Genomic DNA, 18,801 nt, shown 5'->3' on the forward strand with positions numbered 1-18,801 from the left:
TTCCTTACACCCTGCTGCGCTGCCGGCCTAGAATCCTTGCATCACCTAATCGAGCACCGACATGGATACCTTGAACATCAGCAGCCTCGTCGCCTACCACGCCCGCTACCGGCCCGAGGCGCGGGCCTTGTCCTGCGGCGGGCAGTGGTTGTCGTGGCAGCAGCTGGGCCGGCGCATCGACCGGCTTGCGCACGGCATGCGCGCCGCGGGCGTCAGCCACGGCGACCGCGTCGTGACGGTGCTGGCCAATTGCGTGGAACTGATCGATGTCTACTGGGCCTGCGCGCGCATCGGCGCGGTAGCCGTGCCGCTGTCGCCGCTGCTGATGCCCTCGGGGCTGCGCACCCTGCTGGCCGACGCCGCCCCTGCCCTGCTGTTCTGCAGCGCCGCGACCGAGGCAGTCAGCCTCGAGGCCAGCACCGGGCTCGGCTGCCGTTGCATCCGCACCGGAGAGGCGTACGACGACTTTGTGCGCGAGGAGCCGCTCGCCCCGGTGAACGCCGCCGTCGCACCCGACGACCTGTGCAACATCATGTACACCAGCGGCACCACCGGCCTGCCCAAGGGTATCGCGCTGACCCACCGCATCCGCTCCCATTATGCAACCCTGCTGGCCAACGCCTGGCGCATGAGCGCCGGCTCGGTGGTCCTGCATACCGGCGCCCTGGTATTCAACGGCGCCTTCGTGACACTGATGCCGGCGCTGATGACAGGCGCCGCCTACATCCTGCACCAGCAATTCGACGCCGCCGCGTTTGTCGAGACGGTCGAGCGCGAGCGCGTCACCCATACGATGCTGGTGCCGTCGCAGCTGGCAGCCATCCTCGACCTGCCAGGCTTCGATCCCGCGCGCCTGGCATCGCTCGAAGTGCTGGTCTCGCTCGGCGCGCCGTTGCCGCTGGCGCACAAGGAACGGCTGGAGTCGGTCCTGCCGTCTCGCCTGCACGAGCTGTACGGCCTCACCGAAGGCTTCGTCACCATCCTGGACCGGGCCGACACGGCGCGCAAGCGGGGCTCGGTGGGCATCCCGCCGCCCTTCTTCGAGTTGCGCATCATCGACGAGCGTGGCCAGCCGCTGGCGCCGGGCGAGGTGGGCGAGATCGCCGGCCGCGGACCGTTCCTGATGCCTGGCTACTACAACAAGCCCGAGCTGACCGCGCAGGCACTGAGGGACGGCTGGCTGATGACGGGCGACCTCGGCTACGTCGATGAGGACGGCTTCCTCTACCTGGTCGACCGCAAGAAGGACATGATCGACTCGGGCGGCGTGAAAGTCTACCCGCACGACATCGAGGAGGTGGTCGCGCGCCACCCTCAGGTCGCCGAAGTGGTGGTGTTCGGCGTACCTGACGATAAATGGGGCGAGACGCCAATGGCAGCCGTGCAGTTGCGGCCAGGCGCAGTGATCGATGCCGACGCCTTGCGCGCCTGGATCAATGAACGCGTCGGCGCGCGCTACCAGCGCGTCAGCCAGGTCATGCTGGTGACCGATTTCCCGCGCAGCGTCGCCGGCAAGATCCTCAAGCGGGTCCTGCGCGAGCCCTTCTGGGCCGGACGCGACCGCGCCATTTAAGGCTGTGCATTAATGCACACACGGTGGGCGCGCTCTTGCCTTTCTAACAGGGTTCTTTTGGCGCACACTGCGCAGCATGCAGCTCCCTGTTCCTATCCGCAACCCTCTCAACGGGGCAAACTAGTCGATGTTCTCTGAAATCACTTACCAAAGCACCGATGGCCTGTCCCTGTACGCCCGGGACTACGCGCCCGCCAGTGGCCCGGGGCGCCTGCCGGTGATCTGCATCCACGGCCTGACCCGCAACTCCTCCGACTTCGACGAAGTCGCCCCGTGGATCGCCGGCCAGGGCCGGCGCGTACTGGCGGTCGACGTGCGCGGCCGCGGCAACTCGGCCTATGACCCCGATCCGAGCCACTACAACCCGATGGTGTATGCCGGGGATGTCATCAAGCTGGCGCACGACCTGGGCATCCAGCGTGCGGTGTTCATTGGCACCTCGATGGGCGGGCTGATCACGATGACGCTGGCGCTGCGCCGGCGCAGCCTGATCGCCGCCGCGGTCCTGAACGACATCGGCCCGGCCATTTCGCTGCGCGGCCTGGAACGCATCGCTACCTATGTCGGCAAGGACCATGCCCCCTGTTCATGGGATGAAGCGGTGGATTACACGCGCAGCATTAACGCCTGCGCGTTCCCGTCGAACACCGACGCGGACTGGCTCAAATGGGCGCAGCGCGGTTTTGTCGAGACCGGGCCCGGCCAGTTGGCGATGCGTTATGACCCGAATATCGCCGTGCCCATCAAGGCCGGCAAGATCAAGCCCAGCTCGATGATCGCACGCTACGCTTTCCGCCGGCTGGCGCGCTCGCGCCCGACCCTTCTGATCCGCGGCGAACTGTCCGACCTGATTGAACCGGAACAGGTGGCGATGATGCGCGCGGCTGCGCCGGGGATGAGCTTCGCCGAAGTAGCGGGCGTCGGCCACGCGCCGATGCTGATGGAAACCGAGGCCCAGGCCGCATTGCGCGCCTTCCTCGCACGCGTCGATTGAACGGGAACGCAGGCCGATGAACCTTTCCGGAAAAACCATCGTCGTGACTGGCGGCGCGCAGGGAATTGGCTTGGCGATCGCACAGCGCTGCGCCACCGACGGCGCCAGCGTCGCCGTGTGGGACTACCAGGCAGATGCCATTGCCGGCGCGCTCGAACGCATCGGCGAGCGCGCGCCGCGCGCCGAAGTGGCGGGCTTCGTCGTCGACGTATCGGACCTCCTGGCCGTGCAACACGCAGTCAAGGCCACGCTGGCGCGCTTTGCCAGCATCGACGGGCTGGTCAACAATGCCGGCGTGGTCGCCGACGCCCAGTTGACCAAGATGAGCGAAGCCCAGTGGGACCGCGTCATCGATATCAACCTCAAGGGCGTATTCAATTGCACCCGCGCGTGCGTCGACGCCCTGCTCGCGAGCAGCGGCGCGATTGTCAACATCTCGTCGATTGTCGGCATGTCCGGCAATTTCGGCCAGACCAACTACGCCGCCGCCAAGGCCGGGGTGCTCGGGATGAGCAAGACCTGGGCGCGCGAACTCGGGCGCAAGGGCGTGCGCAGCAACGCGATTTGTCCCGGCTTTATCGAAACCCCGATCCTGTCGTCCATGCCGGCCAGGGTGGTGGACGAGATGGTGGCGCAGGTGCCCCAGAAACGCATGGGCCAGCCCGGCGAAGTCGCTGCCGCGGCAGTCTTCCTGCTGTCGGGCGAGGCAAGTTACATTAATGGCGCAACGCTCGAGGTAACGGGCGGATTGACCCTCTGAAGGAGACAACATGAAAAAACTGATACCCCTGCTGGTCGCCGGCGCCTTCGTGGCCGGCACCGCGCATGCCGCAGGACCGGATTACAAGATTGCGCTTATCACCGGCAAGACCGGCCTGTTCGAGCCGTACGCCAGGGAGACCGAGACCGGCTTCATGATGGGGCTGGAATACCTGACCGGCGGGAAGATGGAAGTCAACGGCCGCAAGATCAAGGTCATCATCAAGGACGACCAGAGCAAGCCTGACCTGGGGCGCACCCTGCTGGCCGAAGCCTATGGCGACGACAAGGCCGACATCGCCGTCGGTACCTCATCGTCCGGCTCGGCGCTGGCCATGCTGCCGATCGCCGCCGAGTTCAAGAAGATCCTCATCGTCGAACCGGCCGTCGCCGACGCCATCACCGGCCAGCACTGGAACCGCTATATCTTCCGCACCGCGCGTAATTCGATGCAGGATGCGCTGGCCGCGGCCTCCACCTTCAAGAACGGCAGCGTGGCCTTCCTGGCACAGGACTACGCGTTCGGAAAGGACGCCATCAAAGCCGGCAAGGAAGCCCTCGCGACCGTCGGCAGCAAGGCGCGCGTGGTGCATGAGGAATACGCACCGATGACGACGACCGACTTCACCGCGCCGGCGCAGCGCATCTTCGCCAAGCTGAAGGACCAGCCCGAGCCGCGCGTGCTGGCCATCGTGTGGGCCGGTCCGAACCCGTTGAACAAGATTGCCGACATGCGGCCCGAACGCTACAACATCGCGCTCGTCCCTGGCGGCAACACGCTGCCGGTGCTGAAGACCTGGAAGGCGTACGCCGGCACCGAAGGCACGATCTACTACTACCACGGCTTCCCGAAGAACAAGATGAACGACTGGTTCGTGGCCGAGCACATGAAGCGCCACAAGTCGCCGCCCGACATGTTCACCGCGGGCGGCTTTGCGGCCGCGAGCGCGGTGTACAACGCGCTGTCGAAAGCCAAATCGACCGATACCGAGAAGCTGATCGCCACCATGGAAGGCATGGAATTCGACACCCCGAAGGGCAAGATGACCTTCCGCAAGCAGGACCACCAGGCGCTGCAGCCGATGTACCACTTCCGCATCAAGAAGCAGCCGAAGACCGAATGGGACCTGCTCGAACTGGTGCGCGAGATCCCGGCCAGCGAACTGCCGCTCCCGATCCGCAACAAGCGCTGACCCGATGCACGACGCAAGCAAACCTTCCCTCTCCGCCCGCGATCTGACGATCCGGTTTGGCGGCCACGTCGCAGTCAACGGCGTGACCGCCGACTTTTATCCCGGCCAGCTGACCGTGATCGTCGGCCCCAACGGGGCCGGCAAGACCACCTTCTTCAACCTGGTCTCCGGCCAGCTGCCCGCCACCTCCGGCCAGGTGCTGCTCGGCGGGCGCGACATCACCTCGCAGGGCGCAGCGCGCCGCACCCGCCTGGGCATCGGCCGCGCCTTCCAGCTGACCAACCTGTTCCCCAACCTGTCGGTGAAGGAAAACGTGCGCCTCGCGGTGCAGAGCCGCGCCGGTGTCGGCCTGAACATGTTCTCGCTGTGGTCCGGCCACCGCGAGCTGATCGAACGCGCCGAACACTATCTGTCGCGCGTGGCGATGCAGGACCAGCGCGACACCACCGTCGCCGCCCTGTCGCACGGCGACAAGCGCAAGCTCGAGGTGGCGATCCTGCTCGCGCTCGAACCGGGCGTGATGATGTTCGACGAGCCGACCGCGGGCATGAGCGTGGACGAGGTGCCGGTGGTGCTGGACCTGATCCACCAGGTCAAGGCCGAAGGAAACAAGACCGTGCTCCTGGTCGAGCACAAGATGGACGTGGTGCGCTCGCTGGCCGACCGCATCATCGTGCTGCACAACGGGACGCTGGTTGCGGACGGCGATCCGGCCGGGGTCATGGCCTCGAGCATCGTGCAGGAAGCGTATCTGGGAACTGCCACACATGACTGATTCACTGCTTACCCTGTCCGGCGTGCACACGCACATCGGCCAGTACCATATTCTCCAGGGCGTCGACCTTGAAGTCCCGCGCGGCGGCCTGTCCGTCCTGCTGGGCCGCAACGGCGCCGGCAAGACCACCACCTTGCGCACGATCATGGGGCTGTGGAAGGCCAGCGCCGGCAGCATCACCTTCGACGGCCGCGCCATCGCCGCCCTGCCGACGCCCGACATCGCGCGCGCCGGCGTGGCCTATGTGCCGGAGTCGATGGCGGTGTTTTCCGACCTGACCGTGCGCGAGAACCTCTACCTGGCCGCGCGTAGCGGGCCGATGGATACCGCGCGCCTGGAATGGATCTTCGAATTCTTCCCGGCGCTGAAGAAATTCTGGAACTACCCGGCCGGCAACCTCTCAGGAGGCCAGAAGCAGATGGTGGCGATCGCCCGCGCGATTGTCGAGCCGCGCGCACTGCTGCTGGTGGACGAGCCGACCAAGGGCCTGGCGCCGGCGATCGTGCAAAGCCTGATCGAGGCGTTCCGGCAGCTCAAGCAGACCAACACCACGGTGCTGCTGGTCGAACAGAACTTCAACTTCGTCAAGCAGCTCGGCGACACCGTCTCCGTGATGGACGACGGCCGCATCGTGCATGCCGGACGGATGGCCGAACTGGCCGAGGACCGCGACCTGCAGCAGCGCCTGCTCGGCCTGTCGCTCGACGCGCACCAATAGGATGGACACCGTGAGAACCGAACCCACTACCCCTGCCACCAGCGGCGCAGCCAGGCTGCAGCCGGCCGCGCAGGACGCCCTGCCTGCGCTCCCGCGCGACATCGCGCCGCTGCTGCTGGTGCCTGCCCTGCTGCTGTTGACGCTTCCCCTGATCGGCGACTTCCCGATCTGGCTCACGCTCACCATCGCCGGCCTCGCCATGGGCATGATGATCTTCATCATGGCCAGCGGCCTGACGCTGGTGTTCGGCCTGATGCACGTGCTGAACTTCGGCCACGGCGCCTTCATATCGGTCGGCGCCTTTACCGCCACGCTGGTGCTGCTGCCGATGCAGGGCTGGATGGAGGCCGACTCCTTGGCCATGAACCTGGCCGCACTCGGCCTCGCCGTGACCGCCGCGATGGCCATGACCGCCCTCCTCGGCTGGGCCTTCGAGCGCGTCGTGATCATGCCGGTGTACGGCCAGCACCTCAAGCAGATCCTGGTGACCATGGGCGGCATGATCGTCGCCGAACAGCTGATCAACGTGATCTGGGGACCGGACGCGATCGCGCTGGCCCTGCCGACCGCGCTGCGCGGCTCGATCCTGCTGGGCGACGCGGCCATCGAAAAGTACCGCATGGTGGCGGTGGTGGTCGGGCTGGCGGTCTTCGCGGGCATGGTGCTGGTCCTGAACCGCACCAAGATCGGCCTGCTGGTGCGCGCGGGCGTGGAGAACGGCGAGATGGTCGAAGCGCTCGGCTACCGCATCCGCCGCCTGTTCGTGTATGTGTTCGCGGCCGGTTCCGCACTCGCGGGCCTGGGCGGCGTGATGTGGGGCCTGTACAAGGAGACGCTGACGGCGGCCATGGGCGCCGAGGTGATGGTCATGGTCTTCATCGCGGTCATCATCGGCGGCCTGGGTTCCGTCACCGGCTGCTTCATCGGCTCGGTCCTGATGGCGCTGGTGGCCAACTACGCCGGCTTCATGGCGCCGAAAGTGGCGCTGGTCTCGAACATCATCCTGATGATGGCGATCCTGCTCTGGCGTCCCGCTGGGCTGCTGAGGAAATAACATGCTCAAGAACATACTGTCGGGCGACCTGCCGCGCAGCCGCATGCTGTCGCTGCTGCTGGCCGCCATTGTCATCGGCCTGGCGCTGGCGCCTTTCGTCACACAGGGCGCGCGCCCGCTCAACACGGCCGCCACCATCTGCATCTACATCGTGCTGGTCGCCTCCTACGACCTGCTGCTCGGGTACACCGGCATCGTCTCGTTCGCGCACACCATGTTCTTCGGGATCGGCGCCTACGGTGTCGGCCTGGCGCTGGCCAAGGGCGATCCGGGCTGGGCACAGGTCGCGCAGGGACTGGCGATGGCGCTGGCGCTGACCGCGGTGCTGGCCTTCCTGGTGGGCCTGTTCGCGCTGCGCGTGCGCGCCATCTTCTATTCGATGATCACGCTGGCGGTGGCATCCTCGTTCGCGGTGCTGGCCTCGCAGTATTCGGATCTGACCGGCGGCGAGGACGGCAAGACCTTCAGCGCGCCGGAGATCCTGTCGCCGGCCTACACCCTGTTCGAAACCGAGGTGTTCGGTCGCGTCATCGACGGCAAGGTCATCGCCTACTACCTGGTGTTCTTCGGCTGCGTGCTGCTGTTCCTGTTCCTGCTGCGGATCGTGAACTCGCCGTTCGGCCGCGTGCTGCAGGCGATCCGCGAGAACGAGTTCCGCGCCGAGGCGCTCGGCTACCGCACCGTGGTCTACCGCATCTGGGCCAACTGCCTCGCGGCCCTGGTTGCGGCGCTGGCCGGCGCGCTGATGGCGCTGTGGCTGCGCTACGTCGGACCGAAGACCATGCTCGGATTCGAAGTCATGACCGACATCCTGCTGATCGTCGTCATCGGCGGCATGGGGACCATGTACGGCGCGGTGGTCGGCGCGACCCTGTTCATCGTGACCCAGAACTACCTGATGGAGCTGATGGGCCGCGCGTCGGAATCGATGGCCGCGGTGCCGATGCTGGCGGCCGCCTTCCACCCGGACCGCTGGCTGCTGTGGCTGGGCGTGCTGTTCATCCTTTCCGTGTATTTCTTCCCTACCGGCATTGTCGGCAAGCTGCGCGGACTGCGGCGCGCCTGATCCAATCCGTGCGCGGCCGCAAAACCTGCGTCCGCGCGCTCCCCCCTCATGGCGGAGGTTGAATAAAAATCAACTGAAGCCATTTTGGCATCTTTATTATTGAAATCGCAACACCCGGCCATGCCCGGGTTCTCCGTGACGTATCCGACTGGGGGCGATTCCATGAAACTTCTCACATCCATGCTTACCGCTGCGGCGCTGGCCCTCTCCAGTGCGGCGTATGCGGACTCGCCGGCGCCCTCGACGCTGGCCGAACAATTCGATAACCCGTCGTCGATGCCGGGCTGGGTCTCGCTCAACCAGAGCACCCACCCGGGCCAGGGATGGTTCCAGGGCAATGCGGGCGTCTTCAGCGCGCACTCGGGCGCGCCGGACTCCTACCTCGCGGCCAACTACCTCACCTCTTCGCTCGACGAGGGGACGATCGACCTGTGGCTGATTTCGCCGGTGCTCAGCCTGAACGGAGCGACACAGTTTTCGTTCCACGCCCGCTCGGCCGGCGGGGCCGGCTACATGGACGGGCTGGAAGTCCTGTACGGCTATGGCACCGGGACCGACGTCACCGCCTTCGTGTCGCTGGGCAGCATGATGCCGGTCCCCGACACCTGGACCGCATTCCAGGCCAGCATCAACGCCACCGGCGAAGGCCGCTTTGCCGTGCGCTACCACGGCGCCGCCCAGCTTTCCAACTACGTCGGCATCGACTCCATGACGATGACCGCCCCGGTGCCCGAACCGGCCACCTACGTCATGCTGTGCATCGGCCTGGCGGCCCTGCTGGGCTTCCGCCACAGCCGCGCCATGGTCGCTTGCGGGGCGATCGCCATCAGCTCGGCGGCGTTCGCCGGCGGCCAGGCGCCGGAAGGCGGCATGGTCGTGGTGCGCGATCCGCAGACCGGCCAGCTGCGCGCCCCCACTCCCGCCGAGTTCCGGGCGCTGACCGGGCTGGCAACCTCGCTCCAGGCCGGCAAGGTGGCGCCGGCCGCCCCTTCCGTGCGGCGTGCGGACGGCACCGTCCGGCGCAGCATGGGCAGCGAGGCCATGACCTACTCCGTGGTATCGCGCGACAAGAACGGCAAGCTGACGATCGAATGCGTCACCGGCGAGCACGCCGCGCAGGAGGCCGCCGGCGAAAAGGAGCATGGCCATGAAACCCGCTGACCTGATGCGCAGCACCGCGCTTGCACTCGCGCTGGCCTGCGCCTGCGGCGCCGCCCAGGCCGGCGCCACCATCACCATCATCAACGCCAACAATCCCGGCGTGGGCTTCAACGACCCGACCCCGGTTGCCCCCATCGGCGGGAACCCCGGCACCACGCTCGGCCAGCAGCGCCTGAATGCGTTCACCCACGCGGCCAACATCTGGGGCGCGACCATCAACAGCCCGATCGAGATCCGCATCCGCGCCGCTTTCGTGCCGATGTTCTGCACCGCTAACAGCGCCGTCCTGGGCGCAGCCGGCACCGCCGACATCTTCGCGGAATTCGCCAACTCGCCGCGCCCGGAGAGCTGGTATCCGAGCGCGCTGGCCAGCAAGATCGCCGGCGAGGACCTGCCCGGCGCCGGCTCCCCGCACATCGTGGCCAACTTCAACTCGCGCCTAGGGCTGTTCGCCGACTGCCTGCCCGGTTCGCCCTACTACCTCGGGCTGGACGCCAACCATGGCACCAGCGTGGACCTGGTGGCCGTGCTGCTGCACGAAATGGCGCACGGACTGGGCTTCCAGACCTTCACCAACGGGCAGAGCGGCAACCGGATCGAAGGCCGCCCATCCGTGTGGGACCACTACCTGACCGACAGCCGCACTGGCAAGAACTGGGCCGCGATGGACAATGCGGAGCGCCAGTCCTCCGCCGTCAGCGGCAACGCGCTGGTCTGGTCCGGCACTTACGTCAACGCCGCCGCCAGCACCGTGCTCGCGCCCATGCCCAACCTGGCGATCAGCGGATCGGCCGCGGGCGACGCCAGCGGCAACTACCTGGTCGGCGAGGCGACGTTCGGCCCGCCGCTGTCCTCATCCGGCGTGACCGGCCAGCTGATGCCGGTGGTCGACCAGGGCAACGGCACCGGCCTGGCCTGCGCGCCGCTGTCGGCGGCGAACGCACGCGCGGTGAAGGGCAACGTCGCGCTGGTCGACCGCGGCACCTGCACCTTCGTCATCAAGGCCAAACATGTGCAGGACGCCGGCGGGATCGGGATGGTGGTGGCGGACAATGCGCCGGGCGACGTGCTTGCGCTGGGCGGGACCGACCCGTCGATCACCATCCCTGCCGTGCGCGTGTCGCAGGCTGACGGCGTCCGGCTCAAGGCCCGCCTGGCCTCGCGCTCGCGCACCCAGTCCGGCGTGGTGGCCAGCCTGGGCGTGGACCCGGGCCGGCTCGCCGGCATGGGCTCCAACGGCATGGTCATGATGTATTCGCCGGTCGAGTACCAGCCCGGTTCGTCGGTATCGCACTTCAGCACCGACGGGCGGCCGAACCTGCTGATGGAGCCGTCCATCAATGGCGACCTGTCGCACCAGCTGTCCGCGCCGCGCGACCTGACGCTGGAACTGATGAAGGACATCGGCTGGTAGCCGCAGCCCCCATCCCGGCCCGGCACGCCCCCGGTGCCGGGACGGCGACGAAAAAAAAGCGCACCGAAGTGCGCTTTTTTGTCGTCCGCTGCGATTACTTCTGCAGCTTCTTGAAGGCTTCGACGCCGTTGACGATTTCCGCTTTCGCGTCGTCCGGGCCGCCCCAGCCTTCGACCTTGACCCACTTGCCAGGCTCGAGGTCCTTGTAGTGCTCGAAGAAGTGCTGGATCTGCTGCAGGCGCAGGTCCTGCAGGTCTTCCGGCTTCTGCCAGTGGCTGTAGATCGGCAAAATCTTGTCGACCGGGACTGCCAGGATCTTGGCATCGCCGCCGGCTTCGTCGGTCATCTTCAGCACGCCGATCGCGCGGCAGCGCACCACCACGCCGGGGATCAGCGGGAACGGGGTGATGACCAGCACGTCGCATGGGTCGCCGTCGTCCGAGATCGTGTTCGGCACGTAGCCGTAGTTGCACGGATAGTGCATCGCGGTGCCCATGAAGCGGTCCACGAAGATCGCGCCCGACTCCTTGTCCACTTCGTACTTGATCGGATCGGCGTTCATCGGGATTTCGATGATGACGTTGAAATCGTTCGGCACGTCGCGGCCGGCCGATACTTTATTGAGGCTCATTCGGTTTTTCCTTCGGTTTCTGTAAGACGGATTGGCGTGATTATATCGAATTTCGGCCAGCTATTGTGCGGCGCAGCAGGGCATCGGAGGGGAGGACGGTCCCCATCGGGGACAGTCCCTGCCGGTATGCCAGTGTAGGGAGGACGAGGATAAGCGTGCGCACGGCACGCCCGGGATTTACAGGATCGTGGCCAGCGCGCACTGGCGGTAGTGCGCCGCCGCTTCCTGCTCCTGGCCGAGCGCCTCGTGCATCTGCGCCAGTTTCAGGTGCGCTTCGCGCACCATGCGCGCTTCGGTGGCGTCGGACAGCGCCTGCTCCAGGTAGCGCTGGGCCTTGCCCCACAGCTTCTGCTTCAGGCACAGCGAGCCGAGGGTCAGCGCCAGCTCCGCGTCGTTCGGACGTTCGCGCAGCCAGGTTTCGCAATGCTCGATCTGCGCCAGCAGGGTCGGCGAGCCGGCCTGGCCCGCCGCTTCGCGGTAGGCGCGCACGATGCGGTCGTCCCACTGGCGGCGCAGCGCCTCCTCGGCGGTGACGCGCGCCTCGTCGTGCAGGCCGCGCGCATTGAGCGCGGTGGCCGCCACGCAGGCGATGTAAGGTTTGTTGCGGTCCTCCTGCGGCACCGTGGCCCACACCCGCTTGAGCGACTCCGCGTCGTGCGCCGGATCCGACAGCAGCGCCTCGTGGGCCATCTCGCGCAGGCGCGAGGACAATGCAGGATGCAGCGCCTTGTGCTTGTCCAGCATGCGCACCAGGCGCAGCACTTCCGGCCAGTTCTTGGCCTGCTGCTGGGCCTTCAGCGACCATTGCAGGGCGTGGATGTGGCGGGTGCCGCTCGCGTTCAGTTCCGCCACCGCGGCCAGCGCTTCTTCCGGCTGGTGGTCGTCCACCAGCAGCTCGGTGGTGGTCATCAGGCGTGCGGTCTTGAGCGAACTGTCGCCCGCGACCCGGGCCAGCCATGCGTCGCGGCGCTCGGCCTGGCGCATGCGGTGGGCGGCGCGCGCGCCGATCAGGGCGGCGACGCCGGCGTTTTCCGGCAGTTCGGCAGCGCGGGTGGCCGCCTTTTCGGCATGGCCGAAGCGGCCTTCGAAATACGCCTTGAGCGCATCGCGCAGCCCCTTATTTCCGTCGCGCTCACGCTTGCGCTGGCGGTAGGCCGCCACGCGCGCCGGCATCTTGAGCGTCGAGCGGATTGCCTGGATCAGCCCGAACAGCACCACGAACAGGCCGGCCAGCAGCAGCAGGAAGAAATTCAGCGACAGGTCGATCCGGTACGGCGGATAGAACAGCACCACGTTGCCCGGATTGAAGCGGGCGGTGACGGCAATCCCGATGGCGGTTGCCATCAGTGCCACGAGCCAGAGGAGTAAGCGCATGGTCTTTATTTCGTCTTGTAGTTGCGCACAGCGTCAAGGCTGTCGGCCAGCGTCGGCATGTCGATCGCAAGGTTGTTGGCGGCGACCTGGCGCAGCACCGCCTGGGCGGACTGGGTGGCGCGCGCGCGGGTATCGAAATGGCGCGCCAGCGCATTCTGGGCGGCGGCGATATCGTCGCGGAAGGCCGTCTCGTTGCGCGACAACAGCGCCACGCGCGCATTGAGCAGGCGCAGCTTGACGTTCTCGCGCAGGAAGTAGGACTGCTCGGGCGACATCATCAGCGCTTCCGGCGTATCGATGCGGCGCACGCGGATCAATTCACGCATCTCGTCCCACATCTCGGCGCTCCAGCCGTGCCAGAGGTCCTGCACCTTGGCCAGCGCAGTGCGCGCGCCGCTGGCATTCGGGCTCACGGGCGTGGCCTGGCGTTCCGGCCGCGCCGGCGCGGCCGGCTGCGCATCGGACAGCATCGGCAGCGAATCTACCTGCGAGATCACATGGTCGATGCGCACCGCGACGCCGGTGACGTCCAGCTGCGGCAGCGCCTTCAGGCGATCGATATCGCGCGCAATGGCGCGGCGGATGGTGATGAACTGCGGCTTGTCCGAACGCGACAGCGACCGGTCGGCGTTGGCCAGCGCGATCAGCGCGCCGGGCACGTTGCCGGCCAGTTGCAGCTGCTGGCTCGCCGTCGACAGCACCTGCTCGACTTCGGCCAGCGCCCACTCGTCGCGGTTCTTCGACAGGTCGGCGTACATCTGCTCCAGCGCGATCTGCTGTCCGGCCGCTTCGGCCTGGCGGTTTTCCAGCACGCCGACCTTGATCTGCAGCGCGCGGCTCTCGTCCGCCACCTGGCGCGCCATCGCGAATGTGTCCTTGGTGGTCGACTGGGATTCCTGCTTGCTGCGCGCCAGCTCCACTTTGAGGCCGTAGATGCGGTTGTGGGCGGACCAGGCCAGCGCCGCCAGCAGCAGCCCGATCACGATCACAGCCACCGTCAGCTGGCGCACGCGCGATTCGGTCGAGCCGGGATTGAGCTGCCCCGAAGGGCCGGGTTGTGGCGCAGCGGATGGCACCGGTGCGTTGTCTGGATCGGGTAGGGTCGGCAAATCGTTCATACCTGTGATTGTAACGCGGCAAAGACCCCTTCGTCGCCTGAACCTGTGAGGGTCACCTGGTCCAGTCCGAGTTCGCGGGCGGTTTGTTCAATGCGGGCGTGGGGTACCACGAAGTGCTGTCGTTGCAATTTTGCAACGAAGTTATCTCCGGGACCAAGGCGCTGCACCAGGCCGGCCAGCCCGCGCAAGGCTTCCGAGCTGGTCACCACCCACTGGTGCTCGCCGCCCAGCAGCGTGCGCAGCTGCGCCGCCAGTTCCGGCGTCAGTTCCGGGATGCTGCGGCGGTAGGCCGCCACGGTGGTGACGCGCGCCCCGGCTGCGCGCAGCGCGTCGGCCATCAGCTCGCGGCCCGTCTCGCCGCGCACGATCAGCACCTCGCGTCCGTGCAGCGCCGCCAGGTCGAGCGACGCCAGCAGATGCTCGGAATCGCTGAACGCCGGATCGGGCGGGCAATGGATGGTTGCCGTGGCAGGCGTGACGCCATGGCGCGCCAGCGCGGCGCGGCTGCCCTCGCCCACCACCGCGACTGCGACGCCCGCCGGCCAGCGCCCGATGTGCGCGAACGCGGCATCGACCGCATTGGGCGACACGAATGCGGCGAGCGCAAAGCGGTCCAGCTGCGCGAGCGTCTCGCGCAGCTGCGACTGGTCCGGCAGCGGATGAATTTCGAGCAGGGGCAGCACCACCGCGGTGCGGCCGGCCTGCGCCACGCGCTGCGCCAGCGCTTCGGCCTGCGCGCGCGGGCGGGTGATGACGACGGTGTCAGACATCGGGCGCGGCCTGGGCCTGCACCTTGCATTGTTCCAGGATCGCGTGCGCATCCTGCTGTCCGAGCAGTTCCGACACCTGCTGGCCCAGCGCTTCCGGCTGGTCCGCAGGGCCGCTCAGTTCGGCGCGCGCGGTGCGCGTGCCGTCCGGCGTCGCCACCATCGCGCGCAGGCGCATGGTGGCGCCGTCCACGGTGGCGAAGGCCGCCAGCGGGATCTGGCAGCTGCCGCCGAAGACCTTGGACACCTTGCGCTCGGCCGCCACCGCCAGCGCGGTATCGCGGTGGTTCAGCGGCGCCAGCATCGCGGCCAGCTCCGGGCGTCCGCTCGGGATCTCGATCGCCATCGCACCCTGGCCGGCTGCCGGCAGGCTGTCTTCCGGCGCCAGCAGCGCGCGGATGCGCTGCGGCAGGCCGAGGCGCTTCAGGCCCGCCGCCGCCAGGATGATCGCCGCATAGTCGCCCCGATCGAGCTTGCCCAGGCGGGTGTCGAGGTTGCCGCGCAAGGGCTTGATCACGAGGTGCGGATAGCGCGCCGCGATCAGCGATTGGCGGCGCAGGCTGCTGGTGCCGACTACAGCGCCAGGCGGCAGCTCGGCCAGGCTGGCGTAATCGTTCGACACGAAGGCATCGCGCGGGTCTTCGCGCTCCAGGATGGCGGACAGCTCGAAGCCTTCCGGCAGGTCCATCGGCACATCCTTCAGCGAATGCACCGCCAGGTCGGCGCGGCCCTCGGCCATCGCCACTTCCAGCTCCTTGACGAACAGCCCCTTGCCGCCGACCTTGGACAGGGCGCGGTCGAGGATCTGGTCGCCACGCGTGGTCATGCCGAGGATTTCGATGCTGCACTGCGGATATAATAAAGCCAACTGTGCGCGTACGTGCTCGGCCTGCCACATGGCCAGGCGGCTCTCCCGCGATGCAATAATTAAGCGGTTCTTCAAAACGGATTCTTTCACTGTCGTTTGTCCCGGAACGGCGAATGCCAGTACAACGGGCGCTTGGATAAGACCATAAATTTTATCATGCGCTCCCCTGCAACTAGTGGCCACAAGCCTTTGCACCAACAACCCACTTTGGTACAACATGGTCAACCCTGCCGCAGCACCCGCATCCACCCCGTCCGACAAGGACGCCCCGCTGAAAGAAGACATCCGCCTGCTCGGCCGCCTGCTGGGCGACGTGCTGCGCGACCAGGAAGGGCATGACGCCTTCGACCTGGTCGAAACCATCCGCCAGACGGCGGTGCGCTTCCGGCGCGAGGACGACGCCCAGGCCGGCGAAGAACTCACCGGCCTGCTGCACCGGCTCACGCGCGACCAGACCATCTCGGTGGTGCGCGCCTTCTCCTATTTTTCCCACCTGGCCAATATCGCCGAGGACCGCCACCACGTGCGGCGCCGCCGCGCCCACCTGCTGGCCGGCTCCGCCGCCCAGCAAGGGTCGGTCAACTACGCGCTGGGCCGGCTCAGGCAGGCCGGCGTCGGCAAGGACACCGTGCAGCGCTTCTTCCGGGAGGCCCTGATCTCGCCGGTGCTGACCGCGCACCCGACCGAAGTGCAGCGCAAGAGCATCCTCGACGCCGAGCACGACATCGCGCGCCTGCTGGCCGAGCGCGACCTCCCGCTCACCCCGCGCGAGCGCCAGGCCAACATCGACCTGCTCAAGGCCCGCATCGCCACCCTGTGGCACACGCGCATGCTGCGCTACTCCAAGCTGACGGTGGCCGACGAGATCGAAAACGCCCTGTCCTACTACCGCATCACCTTCCTCAGCGAGCTGCCGGCCCTGTACGACGACATCGAAGCGGACCTCGCCGCGCAGTATGGCGGCGAACCGGAACCGGCGGAAGCGCCGTTCGTCCAGATGGGCAGCTGGATCGGCGGCGACCGAGACGGCAACCCGAACGTCAACGCCAGCACCATGCGCTTTGCGCTCGAGCGCCAGTCCACCACCATCCTCGCGTGGTACCTCGAGCAGGTGCACGCGCTGGGCGCCGAGCTCTCGCTGTCCACGCTGATCACGCCCGTCAGCCCGCAGCTGGCGGCGCTGGCCGACGCCTCGCCCGACCATTCGCCGCACCGTGGCGACGAACCGTACCGGCGCGCCCTGATCGGCATGTACGCGCGCCTGGCCGCCACCGCGCGCGCACTGGGCGCCACCGACATACTGCGCCGCGAAGTGGGTCCGGCCGCGCCCTACCGCGACGCCGCCGAATTCTCGACCGACCTGCACATCGTGGCGGACTCGCTGCGCGCCAACCACGCGCGGGAACTGATCCGGCCGCGCCTGGGCGTCCTCATGCGCGCCGCCTCCATCTTCGGCTTCCACCTCGCCTCGCTCGACATGCGGCAAAGCTCGGACGTGCACGAACGCGTGCTGGCCGAACTGTTCGCCCGCGCCGGCGCCCATCCCGACTATGCCGCGCTGGGCGAGGACGAACGGGTGACGCTGCTGCTGCGCGAACTGGAGCAGCCCCGCCTGCTGTATTCGCCCTACCTCGCGTACAGCGACGAGACCGCGTCCGAACTGGAGATCCTGCGCAGCGCGCGCGACATCCGCCAGCGCTACGGCGCACGCGCCATCCGCAACTACATCATCTCGCATACCGAAACCGTGTCCGACCTGCTCGAAGTGCTGCTGCTGCAGAAGGAAGCCGGCATGCTGCGCGTGCCCGAGGGCGAGCTGGACGCCATGGTCATCCCGCTGTTCGAGACCATCCCCGACCTGCAGCGCGCCGCCGCCATCATGCGCGACTGGATGGCGCTGCCACTGGTGCGGCGGCTGGTGCACGGCCAGGGCCAGCTGCAGGAAGTCATGCTCGGCTACTCCGACTCCAACAAGGATGGCGGCTTCCTGACCTCGAACTGGGAACTGTACAAGGCCGAACTCGACCTCGTGCAGGTATTCCGCGACGCGCGCGTGCGTTTGCGCCTGTTCCACGGCCGGGGCGGCACCGTCGGGCGCGGCGGCGGCCCGAGCTACGAAGCGATCCTCGCGCAGCCGCCGGGCACCGTCAACGGCCAGATCCGCCTGACCGAACAGGGCGAAATCATCGCCTCCAAGTTCTCGAATGCCGAAATCGGGCGGCGCAACCTCGAATTGCTGGTCGCAGCCACGCTGGAAGCCTCGCTTGCTCCCCACAGCAGCAATGGCGAACGCGGCGAACGGCTCGCGCAGTTCGAAGCCGTCATGGCCGAACTGTCCGAGCGCGCCTACCGCGCCTACCGCGACCTCGTGTACGAGACCCCCGGCTTCACCGACTACTTCTTCTCCGCCACCCCGATCGCAGAGATCGCTGAACTGAACATCGGCTCGCGCCCGGCCTCGCGCAAATCCACCCGGCGCATCGAAGACCTGCGCGCCATCCCGTGGGGCTTCTCCTGGGGCCAGTGCCGCCTGCTGCTGCCCGGCTGGTACGGCTTCGGCAGCGCCGTCTCGTCCTGGATCGATGACGGCGGCGACAGCGACGGACAGGGTGCGCGCGTCGACACCCTGCGCGCCATGCTGCGCGAATGGCCCTTCTTCGCCACCCTCCTCTCCAACATGGACATGGTGCTGGCCAAGACCGACCTCGCGATCGCCTCGCGCTATGCCGGCCTCGTGCCCGACGCCGCGCTGGGCGAGCGCATCTTCGCCCGCATCTCTGGCGAGCACGCCGCTACCCTGCGCTGCCTCGAGCGCATCACCGGCGCGGCCGAACGCCTGGCCGGCAACCCCCTGCTGGCGCGCTCCATCCAGAACCGCTTCGCCTACCTTGACCCGCTGAACCACCTGCAGGTCGAACTGATCGAGCGGCACCGCGGCGCGGCGGGCGACGCCGACAAGATCGACCCGCGCGTCCACCGCGGCATCCACCTCACCATCAACGGCATCGCCGCCGGCCTGCGCAACACCGGCTAACCTTGATTTTTCTCAAACCGGGGGTCAGGCACGCCCTCCCAGTGGTGCCTGACCCCCGGTTTGATTTTTCTCAAAGCCGGGGTCAGGCCTGTTTCGCGGAGCGAGTACCTGACCCCAAGGCTCACCGGTGGCGCAATCCGCTACTTGCGCTGCGCCGCACAGGCGCCTTGCGGGAATCCGATACCGCATACGCGCCGAAATCCGCACGAAGTTTGAGCTACATCAAACTCGGGGTCAGGCCTCGCCGACAGAGTGTGGGCCTGACCCCGGGGGCGGACTAACGCAGGGGAAATTTGTTGTGG

General features: G+C 67.4%; 16 protein-coding genes. 11 read left to right on the forward strand and 5 right to left on the reverse strand.

Features of this window, described 5'->3' with window-relative positions; translation table 11 throughout:
- Positions 1-61: 61 nt before the first annotated feature.
- From ACFSQR_RS04950 to ACFSQR_RS04995, 10 genes are all read left to right on the forward strand, one after another.
- On the forward strand, positions 62-1,573 hold the full coding sequence (locus ACFSQR_RS04950) for a class I adenylate-forming enzyme family protein (RefSeq protein WP_377728514.1): 1,512 nt from the start codon (positions 62-64) through the stop codon (positions 1,571-1,573).
- Positions 1,574-1,700: 127 nt separating this feature from the next.
- Positions 1,701-2,567 carry an alpha/beta fold hydrolase gene (locus tag ACFSQR_RS04955; RefSeq protein ID WP_377728515.1) on the forward strand — a complete coding sequence of 289 codons (867 nt, stop codon included), beginning with the start codon at positions 1,701-1,703 and terminating at the stop codon, positions 2,565-2,567.
- 16 nt (positions 2,568-2,583) lie between these two features.
- Positions 2,584-3,327, forward strand: coding sequence for a 3-oxoacyl-ACP reductase FabG (gene fabG, locus ACFSQR_RS04960; protein WP_377728516.1), 744 nt, complete (start codon positions 2,584-2,586; stop codon positions 3,325-3,327).
- A 10-nt stretch (positions 3,328-3,337) separates the two neighbouring features.
- Positions 3,338-4,519, forward strand: a complete 1,182-nt coding sequence (locus ACFSQR_RS04965) for a substrate-binding domain-containing protein (protein ID WP_377728517.1) — start codon at positions 3,338-3,340, stop codon at positions 4,517-4,519.
- Between the two features lie 4 nt (positions 4,520-4,523).
- Positions 4,524-5,294: an ABC transporter ATP-binding protein gene (locus ACFSQR_RS04970; protein ID WP_377728518.1), complete on the forward strand. Its 771-nt coding sequence runs from the start codon at positions 4,524-4,526 to the stop codon at positions 5,292-5,294.
- The gene (locus tag ACFSQR_RS04975) at positions 5,287-6,012 is read left to right on the forward strand and encodes an ABC transporter ATP-binding protein (RefSeq protein WP_377728519.1); all 726 of its coding nucleotides are present in this window, start codon (positions 5,287-5,289) and stop codon (positions 6,010-6,012) included. Before ACFSQR_RS04970 ends, ACFSQR_RS04975 begins: the two co-directional genes overlap by 8 nt.
- A 10-nt stretch (positions 6,013-6,022) precedes the next feature.
- Positions 6,023-7,066: a branched-chain amino acid ABC transporter permease gene (locus tag ACFSQR_RS04980; RefSeq protein WP_377728520.1), complete on the forward strand. Its 1,044-nt coding sequence runs from the start codon at positions 6,023-6,025 to the stop codon at positions 7,064-7,066.
- 1 nt (position 7,067) lies between these two features.
- Positions 7,068-8,132 carry a branched-chain amino acid ABC transporter permease gene (locus ACFSQR_RS04985; protein ID WP_377728521.1) on the forward strand — a complete coding sequence of 355 codons (1,065 nt, stop codon included), beginning with the start codon at positions 7,068-7,070 and terminating at the stop codon, positions 8,130-8,132.
- Positions 8,133-8,294: 162 nt separating this feature from the next.
- Positions 8,295-9,293: a choice-of-anchor J domain-containing protein gene (locus tag ACFSQR_RS04990; RefSeq protein ID WP_377728522.1), complete on the forward strand. Its 999-nt coding sequence runs from the start codon at positions 8,295-8,297 to the stop codon at positions 9,291-9,293.
- Complete coding sequence (locus ACFSQR_RS04995; RefSeq protein ID WP_377728523.1) at positions 9,280-10,707, forward strand: PA domain-containing protein; 1,428 nt, start codon at positions 9,280-9,282, stop codon at positions 10,705-10,707. The genes ACFSQR_RS04990 and ACFSQR_RS04995 overlap by 14 nt, the downstream gene beginning before the upstream one ends.
- Positions 10,708-10,801: 94 nt before the next feature.
- Here the strand turns inward: ACFSQR_RS04995 and ppa are convergent, their stop codons facing one another.
- From ppa to hemC, 5 genes are all read right to left on the reverse strand, one after another.
- Positions 10,802-11,338 carry an inorganic diphosphatase gene (ppa, locus tag ACFSQR_RS05000; protein WP_377728524.1) on the reverse strand — a complete coding sequence of 179 codons (537 nt, stop codon included), beginning with the start codon at positions 11,336-11,338 and terminating at the stop codon, positions 10,802-10,804.
- A 177-nt stretch (positions 11,339-11,515) separates the two neighbouring features.
- Complete coding sequence (locus ACFSQR_RS05005; RefSeq protein ID WP_377728525.1) at positions 11,516-12,712, reverse strand: heme biosynthesis protein HemY; 1,197 nt, start codon at positions 12,710-12,712, stop codon at positions 11,516-11,518.
- Positions 12,713-12,717: 5 nt separating this feature from the next.
- Positions 12,718-13,830: a uroporphyrinogen-III C-methyltransferase gene (locus ACFSQR_RS05010; protein WP_377728526.1), complete on the reverse strand. Its 1,113-nt coding sequence runs from the start codon at positions 13,828-13,830 to the stop codon at positions 12,718-12,720.
- Positions 13,827-14,600, reverse strand: coding sequence for a uroporphyrinogen-III synthase (locus ACFSQR_RS05015; protein WP_377728527.1), 774 nt, complete (start codon positions 14,598-14,600; stop codon positions 13,827-13,829). Before ACFSQR_RS05015 ends, ACFSQR_RS05010 begins: the two co-directional genes overlap by 4 nt.
- Positions 14,593-15,540, reverse strand: a complete 948-nt coding sequence (gene hemC / locus ACFSQR_RS05020) for a hydroxymethylbilane synthase (protein ID WP_377728528.1) — start codon at positions 15,538-15,540, stop codon at positions 14,593-14,595. The genes ACFSQR_RS05015 and hemC overlap by 8 nt, the downstream gene beginning before the upstream one ends.
- A 142-nt stretch (positions 15,541-15,682) precedes the next feature.
- On the opposite strand from hemC, the gene ppc reads away from it, so the two are divergent.
- A complete protein-coding gene (ppc, locus tag ACFSQR_RS05025; protein WP_377728529.1) occupies positions 15,683-18,499 on the forward strand; it encodes a phosphoenolpyruvate carboxylase in 2,817 nt (938 codons plus the stop codon).
- The last annotated feature ends 302 nt before the right edge of the window (positions 18,500-18,801 follow it).

Source organism: Pseudoduganella sp. GCM10020061 (assembly GCF_042683405.1).
Classification (GTDB): Bacteria; Pseudomonadota; Gammaproteobacteria; order Burkholderiales; family Burkholderiaceae_D; genus Telluria.

Coding starts and splice junctions, on each gene's coding strand:
- ACFSQR_RS04950 (WP_377728514.1), top strand. CDS start 62: ATGGATACCTTGAACATCAGCAGCCTCGTCGCCTACCACGCCCGCTAC.
- ACFSQR_RS04955 (WP_377728515.1), top strand. CDS start 1,701: ATGTTCTCTGAAATCACTTACCAAAGCACCGATGGCCTGTCCCTGTAC.
- fabG (WP_377728516.1), top strand. CDS start 2,584: ATGAACCTTTCCGGAAAAACCATCGTCGTGACTGGCGGCGCGCAGGGA.
- ACFSQR_RS04965 (WP_377728517.1), top strand. CDS start 3,338: ATGAAAAAACTGATACCCCTGCTGGTCGCCGGCGCCTTCGTGGCCGGC.
- ACFSQR_RS04970 (WP_377728518.1), top strand. CDS start 4,524: ATGCACGACGCAAGCAAACCTTCCCTCTCCGCCCGCGATCTGACGATC.
- ACFSQR_RS04975 (WP_377728519.1), top strand. CDS start 5,287: ATGACTGATTCACTGCTTACCCTGTCCGGCGTGCACACGCACATCGGC.
- ACFSQR_RS04985 (WP_377728521.1), top strand. CDS start 7,068: ATGCTCAAGAACATACTGTCGGGCGACCTGCCGCGCAGCCGCATGCTG.
- ACFSQR_RS04990 (WP_377728522.1), top strand. CDS start 8,295: ATGAAACTTCTCACATCCATGCTTACCGCTGCGGCGCTGGCCCTCTCC.
- ACFSQR_RS04995 (WP_377728523.1), top strand. CDS start 9,280: ATGAAACCCGCTGACCTGATGCGCAGCACCGCGCTTGCACTCGCGCTG.
- ppa (WP_377728524.1), bottom strand. CDS start 11,338: ATGAGCCTCAATAAAGTATCGGCCGGCCGCGACGTGCCGAACGATTTC.
- ACFSQR_RS05005 (WP_377728525.1), bottom strand. CDS start 12,712: ATGCGCTTACTCCTCTGGCTCGTGGCACTGATGGCAACCGCCATCGGG.
- ACFSQR_RS05010 (WP_377728526.1), bottom strand. CDS start 13,830: ATGAACGATTTGCCGACCCTACCCGATCCAGACAACGCACCGGTGCCA.
- ACFSQR_RS05015 (WP_377728527.1), bottom strand. CDS start 14,600: ATGTCTGACACCGTCGTCATCACCCGCCCGCGCGCGCAGGCCGAAGCG.
- ppc (WP_377728529.1), top strand. CDS start 15,683: ATGGTCAACCCTGCCGCAGCACCCGCATCCACCCCGTCCGACAAGGAC.